Genomic DNA, 15436 nt, shown 5'->3' on the forward strand with positions numbered 1-15436 from the left:
AGGAAACGTTCCTTGCCGGCCGATCACGAGCGTATAACGCCAGCGACCACCGTCGCCGCAAAGCTGCCGCCAACATTGCGAAAGCTTAATGTCGGCGCAACTTCACAGAAAGGCGGGACGTTCCATATCTAGGCCCACAAGCTGTTGAGAGCTTTTTCGAAGGAGACTATTCCTTATGCGTCCCACTCTTCTTTCGCGTACGCGCCGCTGGCTTGGTGCTTCGGCCCTCGCGCTTCTGGTCGGTGTCGGCGGCGTATCCACAGCCTTCGTGCTGACGGGTCAGGCTGCCAATGCTCAGGTGCGCAATGTCGCCCAGATTGCTGTTCCCACAGTGAACCAGCAGGGCTTTGCCGACCTCGTCCAGGCGGTCAAGCCCGCCGTGGTCTCCATTCTCGTTGAAGCGACCGAACCCGCCGGGCCCGGCGCTCCTGCTGGCCCCGGCGGCCCGCGCGGTCGCGACTTCCAGTTTAACTTCCCCGACCTGCCCGAAGGTCATCCGTTCCGCGATTTCTTCGACCAGTTCGGCGGCGGCCAGGGTGGCCCCGGTGCTGAAGCCAAGCCGCGTCAGTTCATGGCAGCCGGTTCGGGCTTCATCGTCTCGGCTGACGGCTATGTCGTGACCAACAACCACGTCGTGCAGGACGCCACCAAGGTCACCGTGATCTTTGACGATGGCTCCGAACAGGTCGCGACCGTCGTCGGCACCGACGAACGCACCGACCTTGCCGTCCTCAAGATCGAAGGCAAGGACCTGCCCTTCGTCACCTTCGAGGACACCCCGAGCCGCGTTGGCGATTGGGTGGTTGCCGTGGGTAACCCGTTCGGCCTTGGTGGTACCGTGACCGTGGGCGTGATCTCCGGTTCCGGCCGCAATATCGGCGGATCGAACTATGGCGACTTCCTTCAGATCGACGCTGCTGTCAACACCGGCAACTCGGGCGGCCCTGCCTTCAACACTAAGGGTGAAGTGGTGGGCGTCAACACCGCCATCTATTCGCCCAATGGCGGCAATGTGGGTATCGCCTTCGCTATCCCCGCAAGCACCGTCAAGCAGATCGTCAACCAGCTGATCGACAGCGGCACGGTCACCCGCGGATACCTCGGCGTCTCCATCCAGGACGTGACCAAGGACATCGCAGACAGCGTTGGCCTCCCCACGGCCAAGGGCGCGATCGTGCGTGAACCGGCAGCCGATGGCCCGGCCGGTGCAGCAGGCGTCAAGTCCGGCGATATCATCACGGCCGTCGATGGCGACAGCATCGATGACGCGCTTGACCTGAGCCGCACCATTGCCGGCAAGGCCCCGGATTCGACCGTCGAGCTGACCATCTGGCGTGATGGCGCCGAACAAAAGCTCAGCGTCAAGCTGACACAGCTCAAGGAAGACGCCGGCCAGACTGCGCCGAACGCACCGACGCCCCCGGCTGATGTGCCGGAAAGCACCTCGATGCTTGGGCTGACCTTGGTTCCAAATGGCGATGGCTCGGGTGGTCTCCTCATCCAGGACGTGCAGCCCGATAGCGCTGCCGCCCAGCGTGGCCTTGCCGTCGGGGACGTCGTGCAGGAAATCGACAACAAGCCGATCAACTCGGTCGCCGATTTCGAAGCCGCTATCTCCGCGGTCCAGGGCAAGGGCCTTGCAACAGCTCTCGTCAAGGTCGCCCGCGACGGTGAAGCTCGTTTCATCGGTCTGCCGCTCAACGAAGAGGGCTAAGCCTCTCTTCAGAGTTGCGCTTCGGGGGTGGCTCCCTCCCGCCCCCAGCGCTTCTGTCGGCTCCGGGATCACTCCCCGGAGCCGTTTTTCAAGCAAGGGGTGGGTGCGCGCTTTTCGCCGTCGCATTTGTGCCCTAGGTCTAGTGGTGACGAGCGCGGAGCGTCGGCGTGAAGATTTTATTGATTGAAGACGATCGCGAAGCGGCCAGCTATCTGATCCAGGCGCTGGACGAAGCCGGCCACGTAACCCACCACGCTGCCGACGGCGAAACCGGCTACGCCATGGCCTCGGGCATGGATTACGACGTCTTGATCGTCGATCGCATGCTGCCGCGGCGCGATGGTCTTTCCATTGTCGAAAGCCTCAGGGCTGAGGGCGACAAGACGCCCGTCCTGATCCTTTCCGCACTGGGCGAAGTCGACGATCGCGTCACCGGACTTCGCGCGGGCGGCGACGATTACCTCACCAAACCCTATGCCTTTACCGAGCTTCTGGCGCGGATCGAAGTCCTTGCGCGACGTTCTAGCCCGGCGGAAGCGGCGACGAGCTATAGCGTTGCGGGCCTCACGCTTGATCGGCTCAGCCGCAAGGTCGAACGCGATGGCGAATCCATTCTGCTGCAGCCGCGCGAATTTCGCCTCCTCGAATATTTGATGAAGAACGCCGGCAAGGTCGTTACGCGCACCATGCTGCTTGAAAATGTCTGGGACTATCATTTCGACCCCCAGACCAATGTCATCGACGTCCACATGTCGCGCTTGCGCTCAAAGATCGACAAGGGCCACGACACGCCCCTCCTCCACACCGTGCGCGGCGCGGGCTATATGATCCGCGAGTAGCAATTGAGCCGTTTTGCGCAGGTCTGGCGCACCTCGACGGTTCGCCTGACCGCTACCTTCATCGCCATCTTCGTGCTCTTTGCCATTCTGCTGATGGGTTTCATCGGCTGGCAATCGAGCGTCCAAATCCAGCGCCAGCAGGCCGACGATATCGACCGCGAAGTGCGCCTCTTTCAGCGCATCGAAGCAACGCAAGGCATTCGCGCGCTCGCTTTCGCGCTCAATCGCCTCTCGAACCAACCGGGGCCGGGGGTCTATTTTCTTGGCGATGCGTCAGGGCAATATCTTCTCGGCAATATGACCCAGGTGCCGCCCGATGTGCTGATCGATCCCGGCGTCTATAGTTTTGACTATGACCGGCCAGACCCCTTGGGGCCGGAAGCCGGGCCGCCGGGAGGCCCAGCTGCAGGCCCGCCCGATCCGCCCAAGCGCGGCGGCGTTGCGCTGGTGCGCTCGGTGGAACTCAACAATGGCATGCGGCTTGTCGTCGGACGCGACGTCGTCGAGCGGCGCGGCTATTCGGCCATCATCCTCCAGAGTTTTCTGGTCGGCGTCGTCGGCATCATTGTCTTTTCGATCTTTGCCGGCGGACTAACGGCACGGCGCGTGCTTAAGCGCATCGATACCATTCGCGATACGTCGACCAAGATCATGTCGGGCAATCTCTCCGAGCGCGTGCCGATCACCAAGCGCAATGACGAATTCGATGGGCTGGCGCGCAATCTCAACGCCATGCTCGACCGTATCGAACAGCTTTTGAAGGGGCTCAAGGAAGTCACCGACAACGTGGCACATGATCTCAAGACCCCGCTGACCCGCCTTCGCAACCAGGCAGAGGGCGCGCTGCGTGACACGGCCGGACCGGAAACCAAGGAGAAGGCGCTGGAAACGGTCATCGCGGAAAGCGACAAGCTCATCGAGACATTCAATGCCCTTTTGATGATCGCGCGCGTCGAGGCCGGAGCGCCGTCCGGCGCGCTGTCAGAGATCGACGTCAGCGCGATCGTCGCCGATATGGCCGAACTTTATACGCCGGTCGCCGAAGACGAAGGCATCGTCATCGAGACCAGGGTTGCGGATGGCGTCATGCTCAAGGCCAATCGTGAACTGATCGGCCAGGCCATGGTGAACCTGCTTGAAAACGCGATGAAATATGCCAAGCCCGAAGATGGGAGCGCGGGCAGAATTACCGTAGATCTCAAGCGCCAGGGCGGGCAGGTCGATATCATCGTCGCCGATAATGGGCCGGGAATCCCCGAGGCCGATCGCCTGCGCGTGCTCGAGAGGTTCGTTCGGCTCGAAAAGAGCCGCTCGGAACCGGGCTCAGGCCTGGGGCTGGCACTCGTCAACGCCGTGGCACGGCTGCACGGCGGGACGTTCAGGATCGAGGACAATGGGCCGGGGGTTCGGGCGGTGTTGGAACTGCCTGAGGCATGACGGCGGCGCGCCGCGCTCACGGTTCTTTCCTCGGGCTTGACCCAAGGGTCTTTGACCAAGCCACATCGCTTGTGCCCCCCAATAGGCCCTCGGATCAAGTCAGAGGGAAGAACGGTGACGGGGGTGGTAACGCGGCACTCAACGGTGGCGAAAGCTAAATCTGTGTCCGCGCCCGCAGCGCCTGGCTCAAGGTCCCTTCGTCAAGATAGTCGAGCTCGCCACCAATCGGCACGCCATGGGCGAGGCGCGTTACCTTCGCCCCCGGCCCCAGCCGGTCGGTAATGTAATGCGCGGTCGTCTGGCCATCGACCGTTGCATTCATCGCCAGCACGATCTCCGAATAATCCCCTGCCCGGCGCGCCAGACTATCGAGATTGAGATCATCGGGCCCGATGCCATCGAGCGGCGATAGAACACCGCCGAGCACGTGATAGCGCACCTGCCCTGCCCCGGCGCGTTCGAGCGCCCAGAGGTCGGACACGTCTTCGACGACAATCAGGATTCCACTTTCGCCGCGACGCGGATCGGAGCAGATCGAGCAGGGACTTGCCGTATCGACATTGCCGCAAATCTCGCAGGTGCGGACGGCGGCAACAGCGCGATCGAGCGCGGCTGAAAGGGGCAGCATGAGCTGCTCCTTCTTCTTGATCATATGCAGCACAGCGCGCCGGGCCGAACGCGGCCCGAGGCCCGGAAGGCGGGCCAGAAGCTGGATCAGTTGCTCGATTTCAGGTCCGCCGGACATGTTTTGCGACTTGGCTCAGAGGTTGAAACAGCCACGGCGTCATCCCCGCGAAAGCGGGGATCTCAGAACGGGATTCCCACTTTCGCAGGGATGACGCTGAGGTTGGGAGAGTTTTAGAACGGAAACTTCATGCCGGGCGGAATCGGCAGGCCGGCAGTGACTTCGCTCATCTTGCGCTGCACTTCGGCTTCGCTCTTGCCCTTGGCGTCGTTGAACGCAGCAACGATCAGGTCTTCGAGCACTTCGATTTCGGACGGATTGGCGAGGGATGGATCGATCTTGAGACCCTTCAAATCGCCCTTGCCGGAGAGCGCCACGGTGACGAGGCCACCGCCGGAGCGGCCTTCAACGACCATGTCGGCAAGTTCGGCCTGCATGGCCTCCATCTTGCCCTTCATTTCGCTGGCGGCCTTCATCATGCCCATGATGTCTTTCATTCGTCGTCCTCTTCGATTGGTGCGGGGGCGATTTCTGCGGGCGCGGCTTCGTCGTCGCGCACGGTGACGTTAACGAGCTTGGCCCCGGGAAAGGTTTCAAGAATGGCTTTGACGAGCGGATCCTCGTGCGCTGCCGCTGTCGCCTCGACCTTGCGCTGCTCGCGCTCCTGCCGGATGGTCATCCCTTCGGGCGGCTTGGTCGAAACCATGACGAGCCAGCGCTGACCCGTCCAAGTCTGGAGGCGCGCCGATAGCGTTGCGATCATGCCGGGATCGGCATTTTCGGCCAGCGCCACCTCGATCCGGCCCTGCTCGAAGGAGATGGGGCGCATCTGGGATTCGAGCGCGAGCTTGACCAGCACATCACGCTTGGCGGTCGCGAGGGCGATCAGGTCTTTATAGCTTGCAACCGTTGCCAGAGCGGGCTGCTGCACGGGGGCAACCTGCGGCTGCGCCGCAACGACCTGGGGTTGGACTGATGCGAGGGCCTGTGGCTGGGTGGTGACGATGGCCTGCGGCCGAGACATTTGCTGGGGCTCAGCCACCGACAGCGGCGTTTCGATGCGCGCTGCCGAGGCACCGCCCCCACCACTGCCGGATGGGAGGCCGCGAGGTGCAGGTGGACTGAGCGGCGCATTGGCGAGCACCTGGCCCGAAAGCTTGGCAATGACTTCGTCAGGGCTTGGCAGATCGGCCGCATAAGCGAGCCGGATCAGCGTCATTTCTGCCGCCTGCAGCGCATTGCCGGCGCGGGCGGTTTCTTCATTGCCCTTGAAAAGAATCTGCCAGGCGCGGGTCAGCGCGCGCATCGGCAGGCGCTGGGCAAGATCGCGCCCACGGCTCTTTTCGTCCGGGGTCAGCGAGGCGTCATCTGCCGCCGCAGGCACGACTTTTATGCGCGTGACGAGATGGGTAAATTCAGCCAAGTCAGCGAGCAGCGTCTGCGGATCGGCACCGAGATCATAAAGTTCGCGCAAAGCGGTCAGCGCTTCGGCGACGCGGCCGCCCATCACGTCTTCGAAGAGATCAATGATACGGGCGCGATCGCCGAGGCCGAGCATGGTCTTGACGGTCGCGGCCGTCACCGTGCCGCCACCATGGGCGATAGCCTGGTCGAGCAGCGAGAGACTATCGCGGGCAGAGCCTTCCCCCGCGCGGACGATCATGGCCAATGCATCGGCTTCGAACGCGATGCCTTCCTGGCCAAGGATCTTTTCGAGATAGCCGGTCATGATATCGGCCGGGATACGGCGCAGATCGAAACGCTGGCAGCGCGACAGGATGGTGATCGGAACCTTGCGGATCTCGGTCGTCGCGAAAATGAATTTGACATAGGGCGGCGGCTCTTCGAGCGTCTTCAAGAGGCCATTGAAGGCCGCCGTCGAGAGCATGTGCACTTCGTCGATGACATAGACCTTATAGGGCGCCGAAGCCGGGCCATATTTGACCGAGTCGATGATCTCGCGGATATCGCCGATACCGGTATTGGACGCAGCGTCCATTTCGATGACGTCGACATGCCGGCCCTCGATGATGGCGCGGCAGTGCATGCCTTCCTTTTCGAGATCGAGCGTCGGGCGGCGGCCGTTTTCGTCTTCATAGTTGAAGGCACGGGCCAAAATGCGCGCGGTAGTGGTCTTCCCCACGCCGCGCACGCCGGTCATGATGAAGGCGTGGTGGATGCGGTTCTGCGCAAACGCATTGCCCAGCGTCTGCACCATGGCATCCTGCCCGACCAGGGTCGAGAAGTCGCGCGGGCGATATTTGCGGGCCAGCACCAGATAGGGCGTGGTCTGAGCGTCAGCCATTTTTGCCCTCCATTGCCGGTGCTTGGTGGAATCTGCATGAGGTCATGGCGTAACCATAGGGCAATGGCACGCAACCCGCAAAAGCATGCGGACGAAAACACCGGATTCGAACAGGGAATTGAAGTAGGAGGCTGGCATCGACCCGTGAGGATCTCGTTGGGGCTGCTTCCTTCCGGACCTGACCCGGTTGGCGAGGAACACGTCCGCGCCAACCTCCCGAGGGTGTATATGCTGATTTATCGGGCGGAGTGCAAGACCTTCTGCTCGTCCGTGAACAGGCCGCGCTTGCTGCCCCCCTCCTCGCCGCCCTCATTAAGTGCACTCTGGACCGTCGATAGCAATGCCTTCCCAACCAGGGTGTCAGGTGGAAATTGGAAACGCCGTTCGGGTCCAGGGTGAACACTCCCCATCAAGGGGGAGGATGGGAGGGGTTGACGCACGCCCGCAGCTCTATCGGCTCCCCCGCGCACCTTGACCTGCCTTCGGCAGCGGCGCATCGCGCCACTCCCCAGGCGCTAGCCCGTCCAGCGTCCAATCCCCGATCTGCCAGCGCACAAGGCGCAGCGTCGGGAACCCCACGGACGCCGTCATGCGGCGGACCTGACGGTTGCGGCCCTCGGTAATGGTCAGCGAGATCCAGCTATCGGGCACGCTCTTGCGGAAGCGCACCGGCGGGTTGCGTTCCCAAAGGGTTGGTGGGTCGATCAACCTTGCCTGCGCAGGCAGGGTGGGGCCATCCTTGAGAGTGACGCCATTGCGCAGCTTTTCGAGTGCTCCCTCGTCCGGAATGCCTTCGACCTGGACGAGATAGGTTTTTGGGAGCTTGAATTTCGGCGAGGAGATTCTTGCCTGCAGCTGGCCATCGTCGGTCAGAAGCAGCAGGCCCTCGCTGTCCTTGTCGAGCCGGCCGGCCGGATAGACGCCGGGCACGCGCACGAAGCTTGCCAGCGTTTCGCCCGGCTCGCCGCCGGAAAACTGCGATTGGACGTTGAATGGCTTGTTGAGAAGGATGAGGCGCGGCAAGGGTCAGTCCTTCTCATAGGGTCGGGGCGGGTGGACGAGGGTGACCAGCACCACCGAAATCAACATCAGCAGATACCACGATCCGAGCTTTTCCCAACCGACCAGCGCCCAGCCATCGGCCTGGCTCGGATAGATCCAGGCACGGCTCCAGGTGCCGATGTTTTCCGCGATCCAGATAAAGAGCGCAACAAGGAGAAAGGCCAGCAGCATGGGCATGCGGTGCCGGAAACGGAAGACGCGGTAGTGCATGAAACTACGCCGATAGAGCACCACCACCGCGGCAAAGAGCAACCAGCGGAAGTCGAAGAAATAGTGGTGGGCGAAGAAATTGACATAGATGCCGAGCGCCACAAGCACGGTCATTGGGACAGCCGGATAGCGGGTGAAGGTGATGTCGAAGATGCGCTGGATGCGGGCCATGTAGGAGCCGACGCAGGCATACATGAAGCCGGAAAAGAGCGGCACGCCGCCAATGCGGAAAAGGGCATCGTCGGGATAGACCCAGGAGCCGACGGCAGTCTTGAACACTTCCATGCCCGTGCCGACGAGATGAAAGATGAGGATGACGCGGGCTTCATCGAGCGTTTCGAGACGGAAGAAAATCATGCCGGCCTGAATAGCGAGAGCGGCGAGGAACCAGGCGTCGTAGCGATTGAGCCCAATCTCGGGCCACCAGAGCCGGGTGAGAAGGATCATGCCCAGCACCAGAGCGCCAAATAGGCAGGCCCAGGCTTGTTTCAAACCAAAAACCAGGAATTCGACGGCGCCATCGGCAAGGCGACCGCGTGGCAGGCGTGACAGCAAGATGCGGGCAGCCGCGTCGATCCTTGCTTCCACACTCGTGAAGTGAATGGCGCCCTCCGCCCTTGCCCCGCTGCGCGGCACTGGTTATGCCCTCATCAAATGCGCCGAATTGTGGCGCCACCCATCCCGGTTCGGAACGGAGACGCCCTTTTGGCCAGACGCCACCCGACATCGCTGCGCACCTCCAAGCAGGATATTGCTGTCGCCAAGAAGGCGCCGCAGACGCCGCAAACCGAGAACCCCGCTTATCGCCTCGCCTTTGCCGACGATGATTTCCTGACCTCGGAAGATACGCGCGGCATCCGCTTCCAACTCGAATATCTCAAGACCGAGATGCGCCTTCGCGAGCGCGGCATTACTTCGACCGTCGTGCTGTTTGGCGGCGCGCGTATTCCCGAGCCCGGAAAGCCAGCATGGGCCGCCAAGAACGAAACGCAGAAGCGTAATCTCGAAGAAGCCTCGCGCTATTACGACGAAGCGCGCCACTTTGCGCGGCTCGCGAGCCAAACTTCGGCGGCGAGCGACTTCAAGGATTTCGTCGTCGTCACCGGCGGTGGGCCGGGCGTGATGGAAGCGGGCAATCGCGGCGCCGCCGATATGGGTGCGCCCTCGATCGGGCTCAACATCGTCCTGCCCCACGAGCAGGCGCCGAACCTTTATGTGACGCCCGATCTCTCGTTCAATTTCCACTACTTCGCCACACGAAAAATCCACTTCCTGCTGCGCGCCAAGGCAGTGGCGGTGTTTCCAGGCGGCTTCGGGACGCTCGATGAATTCTTCGAAACGCTGACCCTCGTGCAGACCGGGCGCATGGACCGCGTGCCGATGCTGCTCTTTGGCCGTCATTTTTGGGAAAAGGTCATCAATTTCGAGGCGCTGGCCGAGGCCGGAACGATCTCGCCCACCGATCCCGAGCTGTTCCACATTGTCGATACGGCGGATGAAGGCTGGGCGGTGATCCGCGAATTTTACCAGCTGCCCGAGATGCCAAAGCCAGAGTGGGCGGCGGAATAGTTCTTCTGCCAGTCCGCTTGATCGTTACCCTCGGGTCTGACCCGAGGGTTTTACGACTCGACCACGAAGCGAAGTTCCCTCGGGTCGAGCCCGAGGATGATGGCGGGGGCGGATCAGCATTCGCTACATCCGGGCGCTGAGCGCGCCACGCGCCGACAGGATCAGCTCGTCAGCACGATGCGCATCAGATCGGCCGTATTTTTGGCGCCGAGCTTTTCCATGACGCGCGCGCGGTGCACCTCGATGGTGCGCGGGGAGATGCCGAGTTCGCGCCCGGCTTCCTTGTTGGATTGGCCATTGGTGATCAATTGCAGCACTTCCCGCTCGCGCGGGGTCAGCTGGGAAAAGCCGCGCACCTCCACGGGCCGCCGCCCACCCTGCATGGCGCCCAGATGCACGTCGCGCCGCAGCGCATCGCGCACGATGGTCAGGAGGTGCTCGCTATCGATCGGCTTGGGTACCACATCGGTGGCGCCGAGCTTCATCGCCGTTACCGCCGCGTCGAGTTGCGGAGAATTGGCGAGCATGACCACCGGCGTACCATTGTGCATGGATTTTATCCGGCGCAGCAGCGGGAGCCCGCTTTCCCCGCCAATGGAAAGATTGACGATGGCGACATCGGTACGCCGCCGCTCGAGCGAAGCCAGAAATTGCGCCGCTTCAAGGGAAAACATGGTCTGAAATCCCTCCAGCCGGAACAATACGCTCAGCCCTTCGCACATGACCGGATCGTCATCCACGATATGGATGATGCGATCGCGGTTGAGAAAAGAGTGGTAATACGTGTCGTCGCTCATCGTGCCCAAGCCTCTTTGGCAGGTTCGCCTATCAACCCTTGGGACTGGAGCCGCATGACGGCGGAGAAACTGGTCCGCCGCCCCCCGTCCCAAACTCACCCCGGTAGTTTGCTCTAGGTGATCGTGCCGTTCGATTTGGATACAATACTTAAGTATTATTACCTAGTAACTAGGTATTTTTTCTTATGATCGACGATTCTTATGATATCGATCCTAGCAAGGAGGTCAAGCGGGCGAGAGGATCGCCCGCCCGAAACTTCCTCAAACGCGCGGGTTGGCGCGCAGTGCGTCGCGGATTTCGGTGAGCAGCACTTCTTCCTTGGTGGGGGCGGGGGTCGTCTGCACCGGCTCTTTGGCCGCTTCGCGCTTGAGGCTGTTGATCGCCTTGACGACGAGGAACAGGACAAAGGCGATAATGGCGAACTTGACCACGGCATTGATGAAGAGGCCGATATTGAGCGTTGCCACGCCCGCGGCTTTGGCGGCGGCGACAGAAGGCACCGGCACGTTCTGCGGATTGGACAGAACCACAAAGAGGTTGGAAAAATCGATGCCACCGATGATCAGCCCGATCAGCGGCATGAAAATATCGTCGACGATCGAAGAAACGATGGCGCCGAACGCCGCGCCGATGATCACGCCGATAGCGAGATCGATCATGTTGCCCTTGATCGCGAAATCGCGGAATTCCTTCATCACGCTCATAATGCCCTCCAGCTTGGTTGATCCCTCCGGCGGCCGCCGAAACGGGATAGCCAGCATTCCCGAGCTTGAGCGCTTTGGCAATGGGACCTCTGTCGGCCTTGCATGGGGAAGATACCGAGGGGATAAGCAGGGCGTGGAGCGGTTAAGCTGATGATGACCCATGCATTGACAGATGGCACGGCCAGCCTCCGGCTTGCCATCGATTACCTGCCGCAGGGCATCGCCGTCTTCGATGCCGGGATGCGCCTCGTTGTATCCAATCACCGGTACAATCTCCTCCTGGCCCTGCCCGAGGATCTTACCCGCCCGGGAACGGCGCTTTTCGACATTGCGCTTTTTCTGTCCGAGCGCGGCGATATGGGTCCGGGCGATCCGGCGCATCTTGCCATCGACCGTATCCGGATTTTGACCGAGGCGCCGATGACCGTGACGCAGCGGATGGGCAATGGCGGCCAGGCGCTCGAGTTTCACTCAAGCCGCCTGCCCGATGGCGGCCTTGCCATCACCTTTTCCGACGTCACGGCGCGCGTCCGCGCCGAGCAGGAACTCGAACGTGTCAACCTTTCGCTTGAAGGTCGGGTCGAAGAGCGCACCAAGGCGCTGACCCGCGTTAATTCCGAACTCGAAGTCGCCCGCGCCAAGGCGGATGCCGCCAATCACGACAAGACGCGCTTTCTCGCCGCTGCCAGCCACGATCTGCTGCAGCCCCTGAATGCGGCGCGACTCTATACCTCGACGCTGATCGAACGGGCCAAATCCACCGCCTTTGCCGAATTGGCGACATCGATCGAAGCTTCGCTCACGGCGGTCGAAGAGATCATGTCCGCGCTGCTCGATATTTCGCGCATCGATAGCGGCGTCCTCAAGCCTGCGCCCGTGCCCGTCGCCGGGCAGGATTTGCTGCGCAGGATCGAGGTGGAATTTGCCCCCCTCGCGCGCGAGCATGAAGTCTCCTTGCGCATCATCCCGACGGCCGCATCGGTCATGGCGGATCGCGCGCTCGTCGGGCGCATCGTTCAGAATCTTGTGTCCAACGCCATCAAATATACGCCGGCCGGCGGGCGAGTGCTGGTGGGGATGCGGCGGCGCGGCAACCGGCTGCGGCTCGATGTCGTCGATACCGGCATCGGCTTTAATCGCGATCAGCACAAACTGGTGTTTGCCGAGTTTTCCCGGCTCGATCGCGCCGCGCGCATGGCGCAGGGGCTGGGCCTGGGGCTCTCCATCGTCCAGCGTCTCGTCGCCGCGCTCGATCTGACGCTCGAACTCGACAGCCGCGAGGGCCGCGGGTCGCGGTTCTCGGTTTACCTGCCCCTCGTGCGCAATGCCAAGGTGACGCCCGCTGGTTCTTCGCCCTCCCCGGAAGGCAATTTCGGGACGCTCAATCTCAAGGTGCTGTGCGTCGACAATGAGCGGGCCATTCTCGAGGCCATGCAGGGGCTTCTCGAACATTGGGGCTGCGACGTGCGCGTTGCGCTCTCTCTCAAGCAAATCGATCGGGAGCGCTTGCTGGAAGGCTGGTATCCCGATCTAGTCTTGATGGATTATCACCTCGATCAGACATCGGGGCTCGATGCCATCGAGTGGCTGCGGCACAACCTTGGCGGGCACCTTCCCGCAGCGCTCGTCACGGCCGACCGCAGCCCAGCGGTACGGACGCTGGCGGAAGATCGCGGCATCGCCGTCGTCACCAAGCCCGTCAAACCTGCGGCGCTGCGCGCCACCATCAGTGGCCTTGCGAACCAATCGGTCCGCTCCACCCGCGCCAAATAAAAAGGCCGGCGCCGAAGCACCGACCGTTGTTTAAAATGATCGTCTTGAAAGATATGGGCTGAAAGGCTCAGGTCATCAAAAGGGTGCGGCGCCGGGAAAGGCCCGGCGCCGGAAGCGATCAGATCCAGTAAGGCGTCACGCCATAATAGTCGTAGACGCGGCGGCCGTTTTCCTCGGTCCAGTAGCTGTCGTCTTCCGTCTCGTAGCGCGGTGCGCCTTCGAGCTGGGATTTGCTGACATCGACGCGATAGCCGCCGAGGCTTTCGTCATAGTTGAGCTTGGACCAGGGGAGCGGATAGTGCTCGTGTCCGATGCCGAGGAAGCCGCCGAAGCTCAATACGGCATAGGATACCTTGCCGGAGCGCTTTTCGACGAGAATGCGTTCGATCGAGCCGATATGCTCGCCCGATTGGTCATAGACCTTGGTGCCTTCAACCTTGTCCGAGGCGATCAGGTCATGGGTTTCCTTGATGTCGGCGTCTGCCTTGCGAACGTCATCATAGGCCATTGTGAAATCCTCCTGATTGATGGTGGAGGGACGAACGCAGGCCTTGGCGTGAAGTTGCGAGGTTAGAAGATTTGTGATCAGGCGACGAGACGCGGTTGCCGGCGTGAGCGGGCGTCGCGCTCGGTCAGGATCTGGGCAAAGGCGTCTATGCCGAGCGGCCGGGCAATATAATAGCCCTGGGCGTAATCGACCTTGCCGGACGCCTGCATTTCGGCGAGCCGGCCAGCGGTTTCGATCCCTTCGACGACCACCTTAAGTCCTGTCGACTGCACCAGATCAAGCGCATGATCGAGCATCCGCGCCATCACCGACTGGTCCGGCGCCATGGCGAAACCGCGATCGAGCTTGACGCCCTCGACAGAAAGCTTTGCCAGCGTCTGCATGGACGAATAGCCCACACCGAAGTCGTCGATGTAAACGGCGATGCCTTCGTCGCGCAGCGCATCGATGGTTAATTGCGCCGTCTCGATTTCGATGGCGCCGGTTTCAACGATTTCAAAGGCCAGATCGAATGGCGAACCGGGCTCGATAAACGGAGCGAAGGTCTGCAGCAGCCAATCGGCGTCGAGATCCTGCGGAAAGATATTGAAATTGACCTGCAGCCGCTCGCCAAGGGGAATGAAAGACGCAAGTTCAGCGAAGGCCTGCTGCGCCATCAGCGCGGTGAAAACCCGCGTCAGCCCCTTTTTCTCGATGAGCGGAATGAAGCGATCGGGAAAAACCAGCGTTTGGTCGACATCGCGCCAGCGGGCAAGCACCTCGCACCCGGTGACGAGATCAGTCTTGAGATCGAGCAGCGGCTGATAGGTGCATACCAGCCCACGCTGCTGGAAGCGGCGCAGGAAGCGCGCCTCGAACGACCAGACATGGGCAAAAAGCGCATAAAGCTTGGCCGCAAGCCAGGCAGAAACGATGGCGGAAACAACGAGTGCAGCAATGATCGTGGCGCTGCCCACAACCAGGAGATCGCCAAGGCTCGCGCGCGCAACTAAACAGTGGACGCCGCCCTCGTCGCAGCGGGTCGTCAGCCAATTTCCCTTGTGGAGGCCGAAGAGGCCATCTGGCGGCGACAGGGCATCCGCATAAACGCCCGGCATGCCCGAGGTGTGCCACCAGCGGCCATCCCCGGCGCGCACCACCACTTCGATTTTCAGCCAATTGGACGCCGGCGCCGCGAGCGGCGTGACGGGGATGACGACACCATGATTGCCGCGAATGGCAAACGTCCCGGAAAGCCCGTGGAGCCCGATGCTGGCTAGGTCACGATCGAGCCACAGCGCCACCGCGAATTGCCCGGAGGGTGTCAGGTCGGGCGTGCCGAGAGCCACCGGCACCGGCAGAAGACCGTTATTGGCGGTGCAGATCACCCGGCCGTTTTCGAAGAAGAACAATTCGTTCATGCCGTCGGGCAGGAAGGCGATGCGGCGCTGCTGTTCGGCATAAAGGGGCGAACAGGGCGCCGCCGTCAGCTGCGCGTCCATGGTGTCGAGGGTCTGGAGCGCCGCGGTGCGAATGCGCGTATGGGTTTCTAGGACCGCTGCGACCTCGCGGTCCATGCCCGCCAGCAATTCGCGGGCCATGAAGAAGCCCGACGCCCAGACCAGGGAGACGAAGCACACGAGCCACAAGACAAAGCGCACCTTGCCCTGGTTGGTTGCTGCCAGAAGAAACGATGTAATCCCGCCCATTTGCGTCCCTCACGCCCCGCGATGATGCAAGGCGAGAGGTCAAGGCCGCGTTAATTGCCGCTCACGCCTTTGCCTCCAATAGAGGGGACATGGAACTGGCGCGCCCTCCACCGCATTTTTCTCAAGAATTGACGAGGCAAGAAT

General features: G+C 61.9%; 13 protein-coding genes, 1 other RNA gene and 1 pseudogene. 5 read left to right on the plus strand and 10 right to left on the minus strand.

The window, feature by feature from the left end; all coding sequences use genetic code 11:
- The first annotated feature begins 175 nt into the window (after window positions 1-175).
- From VW35_RS18055 to VW35_RS18065, 3 genes are all read left to right on the plus strand, one after another.
- Window positions 176-1714 (plus strand): Do family serine endopeptidase, encoded by a 1539-nt coding sequence (locus tag VW35_RS18055; protein ID WP_046144447.1) that lies wholly within the window; start codon window positions 176-178, stop codon window positions 1712-1714.
- Between the two features lie 167 nt (window positions 1715-1881).
- Window positions 1882-2553, plus strand: coding sequence for a response regulator transcription factor (locus tag VW35_RS18060; protein WP_046144448.1), 672 nt, complete (start codon window positions 1882-1884; stop codon window positions 2551-2553).
- Between the two features lie 3 nt (window positions 2554-2556).
- The gene (locus VW35_RS18065; protein WP_046144449.1) at window positions 2557-3990 is read left to right on the plus strand and encodes a HAMP domain-containing sensor histidine kinase; all 1434 of its coding nucleotides are present in this window, start codon (window positions 2557-2559) and stop codon (window positions 3988-3990) included.
- A gap of 154 nt (window positions 3991-4144) precedes the next feature.
- On the opposite strand, the gene recR is transcribed toward VW35_RS18065, so the two are convergent.
- From recR to VW35_RS18090, 6 genes and pseudogenes are all read right to left on the minus strand, one after another.
- Window positions 4145-4735, minus strand: coding sequence for a recombination mediator RecR (gene recR / locus VW35_RS18070; protein WP_046144450.1), 591 nt, complete (start codon window positions 4733-4735; stop codon window positions 4145-4147).
- Between the two features lie 113 nt (window positions 4736-4848).
- Window positions 4849-5172: a YbaB/EbfC family nucleoid-associated protein gene (locus VW35_RS18075; protein ID WP_046144451.1), complete on the minus strand. Its 324-nt coding sequence runs from the start codon at window positions 5170-5172 to the stop codon at window positions 4849-4851.
- Window positions 5169-6995: pseudogene (locus VW35_RS18080) on the minus strand (DNA polymerase III subunit gamma/tau); the annotation flags it as partial. The pseudogene VW35_RS18080 and the gene VW35_RS18075, both read right to left, overlap by 4 nt.
- Before the next feature lie 107 nt (window positions 6996-7102).
- An RNA gene (gene ffs, locus VW35_RS21135) (signal recognition particle sRNA small type) lies at window positions 7103-7198 on the minus strand.
- 232 nt (window positions 7199-7430) lie between these two features.
- Entirely contained in the window at window positions 7431-8003 is a 573-nt protein-coding gene (locus tag VW35_RS18085) for a pseudouridine synthase (RefSeq protein WP_046144453.1), read from the minus strand.
- 3 nt (window positions 8004-8006) lie between these two features.
- Window positions 8007-8888, minus strand: coding sequence for a DUF817 domain-containing protein (locus VW35_RS18090; RefSeq protein ID WP_046144454.1), 882 nt, complete (start codon window positions 8886-8888; stop codon window positions 8007-8009).
- A gap of 69 nt (window positions 8889-8957) precedes the next feature.
- Between VW35_RS18090 and VW35_RS18095 the strand changes: the two genes are divergently transcribed.
- A complete protein-coding gene (locus VW35_RS18095) occupies window positions 8958-9821 on the plus strand; it encodes an LOG family protein (RefSeq protein ID WP_046144455.1) in 864 nt (287 codons plus the stop codon).
- Between the two features lie 161 nt (window positions 9822-9982).
- Here VW35_RS18095 and VW35_RS18100 read toward each other — a convergent pair whose 3' ends face one another.
- Together VW35_RS18100 and mscL are read right to left on the minus strand one after the other, a co-directional pair.
- Entirely contained in the window at window positions 9983-10618 is a 636-nt protein-coding gene (locus VW35_RS18100) for a response regulator transcription factor (RefSeq protein WP_046144456.1), read from the minus strand.
- A gap of 261 nt (window positions 10619-10879) precedes the next feature.
- Window positions 10880-11317 carry a large conductance mechanosensitive channel protein MscL gene (gene mscL / locus VW35_RS18105; RefSeq protein ID WP_200896912.1) on the minus strand — a complete coding sequence of 146 codons (438 nt, stop codon included), beginning with the start codon at window positions 11315-11317 and terminating at the stop codon, window positions 10880-10882.
- A 156-nt stretch (window positions 11318-11473) separates the two neighbouring features.
- Here mscL and VW35_RS18110 point away from each other — a divergent pair, with 156 nt between their 5' ends.
- Window positions 11474-13096: a hybrid sensor histidine kinase/response regulator gene (locus VW35_RS18110; RefSeq protein WP_052951853.1), complete on the plus strand. Its 1623-nt coding sequence runs from the start codon at window positions 11474-11476 to the stop codon at window positions 13094-13096.
- A gap of 118 nt (window positions 13097-13214) precedes the next feature.
- Here VW35_RS18110 and VW35_RS18115 read toward each other — a convergent pair whose 3' ends face one another.
- Window positions 13215-13604 carry a PRC-barrel domain-containing protein gene (locus tag VW35_RS18115; RefSeq protein WP_046144457.1) on the minus strand — a complete coding sequence of 130 codons (390 nt, stop codon included), beginning with the start codon at window positions 13602-13604 and terminating at the stop codon, window positions 13215-13217.
- A gap of 77 nt (window positions 13605-13681) precedes the next feature.
- Window positions 13682-15292 (minus strand): EAL domain-containing protein, encoded by a 1611-nt coding sequence (locus tag VW35_RS18120; RefSeq protein ID WP_046144458.1) that lies wholly within the window; start codon window positions 15290-15292, stop codon window positions 13682-13684.
- Between the last annotated feature and the right edge of the window lie 144 nt (window positions 15293-15436).

It is taken from the genome of Devosia soli, from assembly GCF_000970455.1.
In the GTDB taxonomy this organism is placed as follows: Bacteria; Pseudomonadota; Alphaproteobacteria; order Rhizobiales; family Devosiaceae; genus Devosia; species Devosia soli.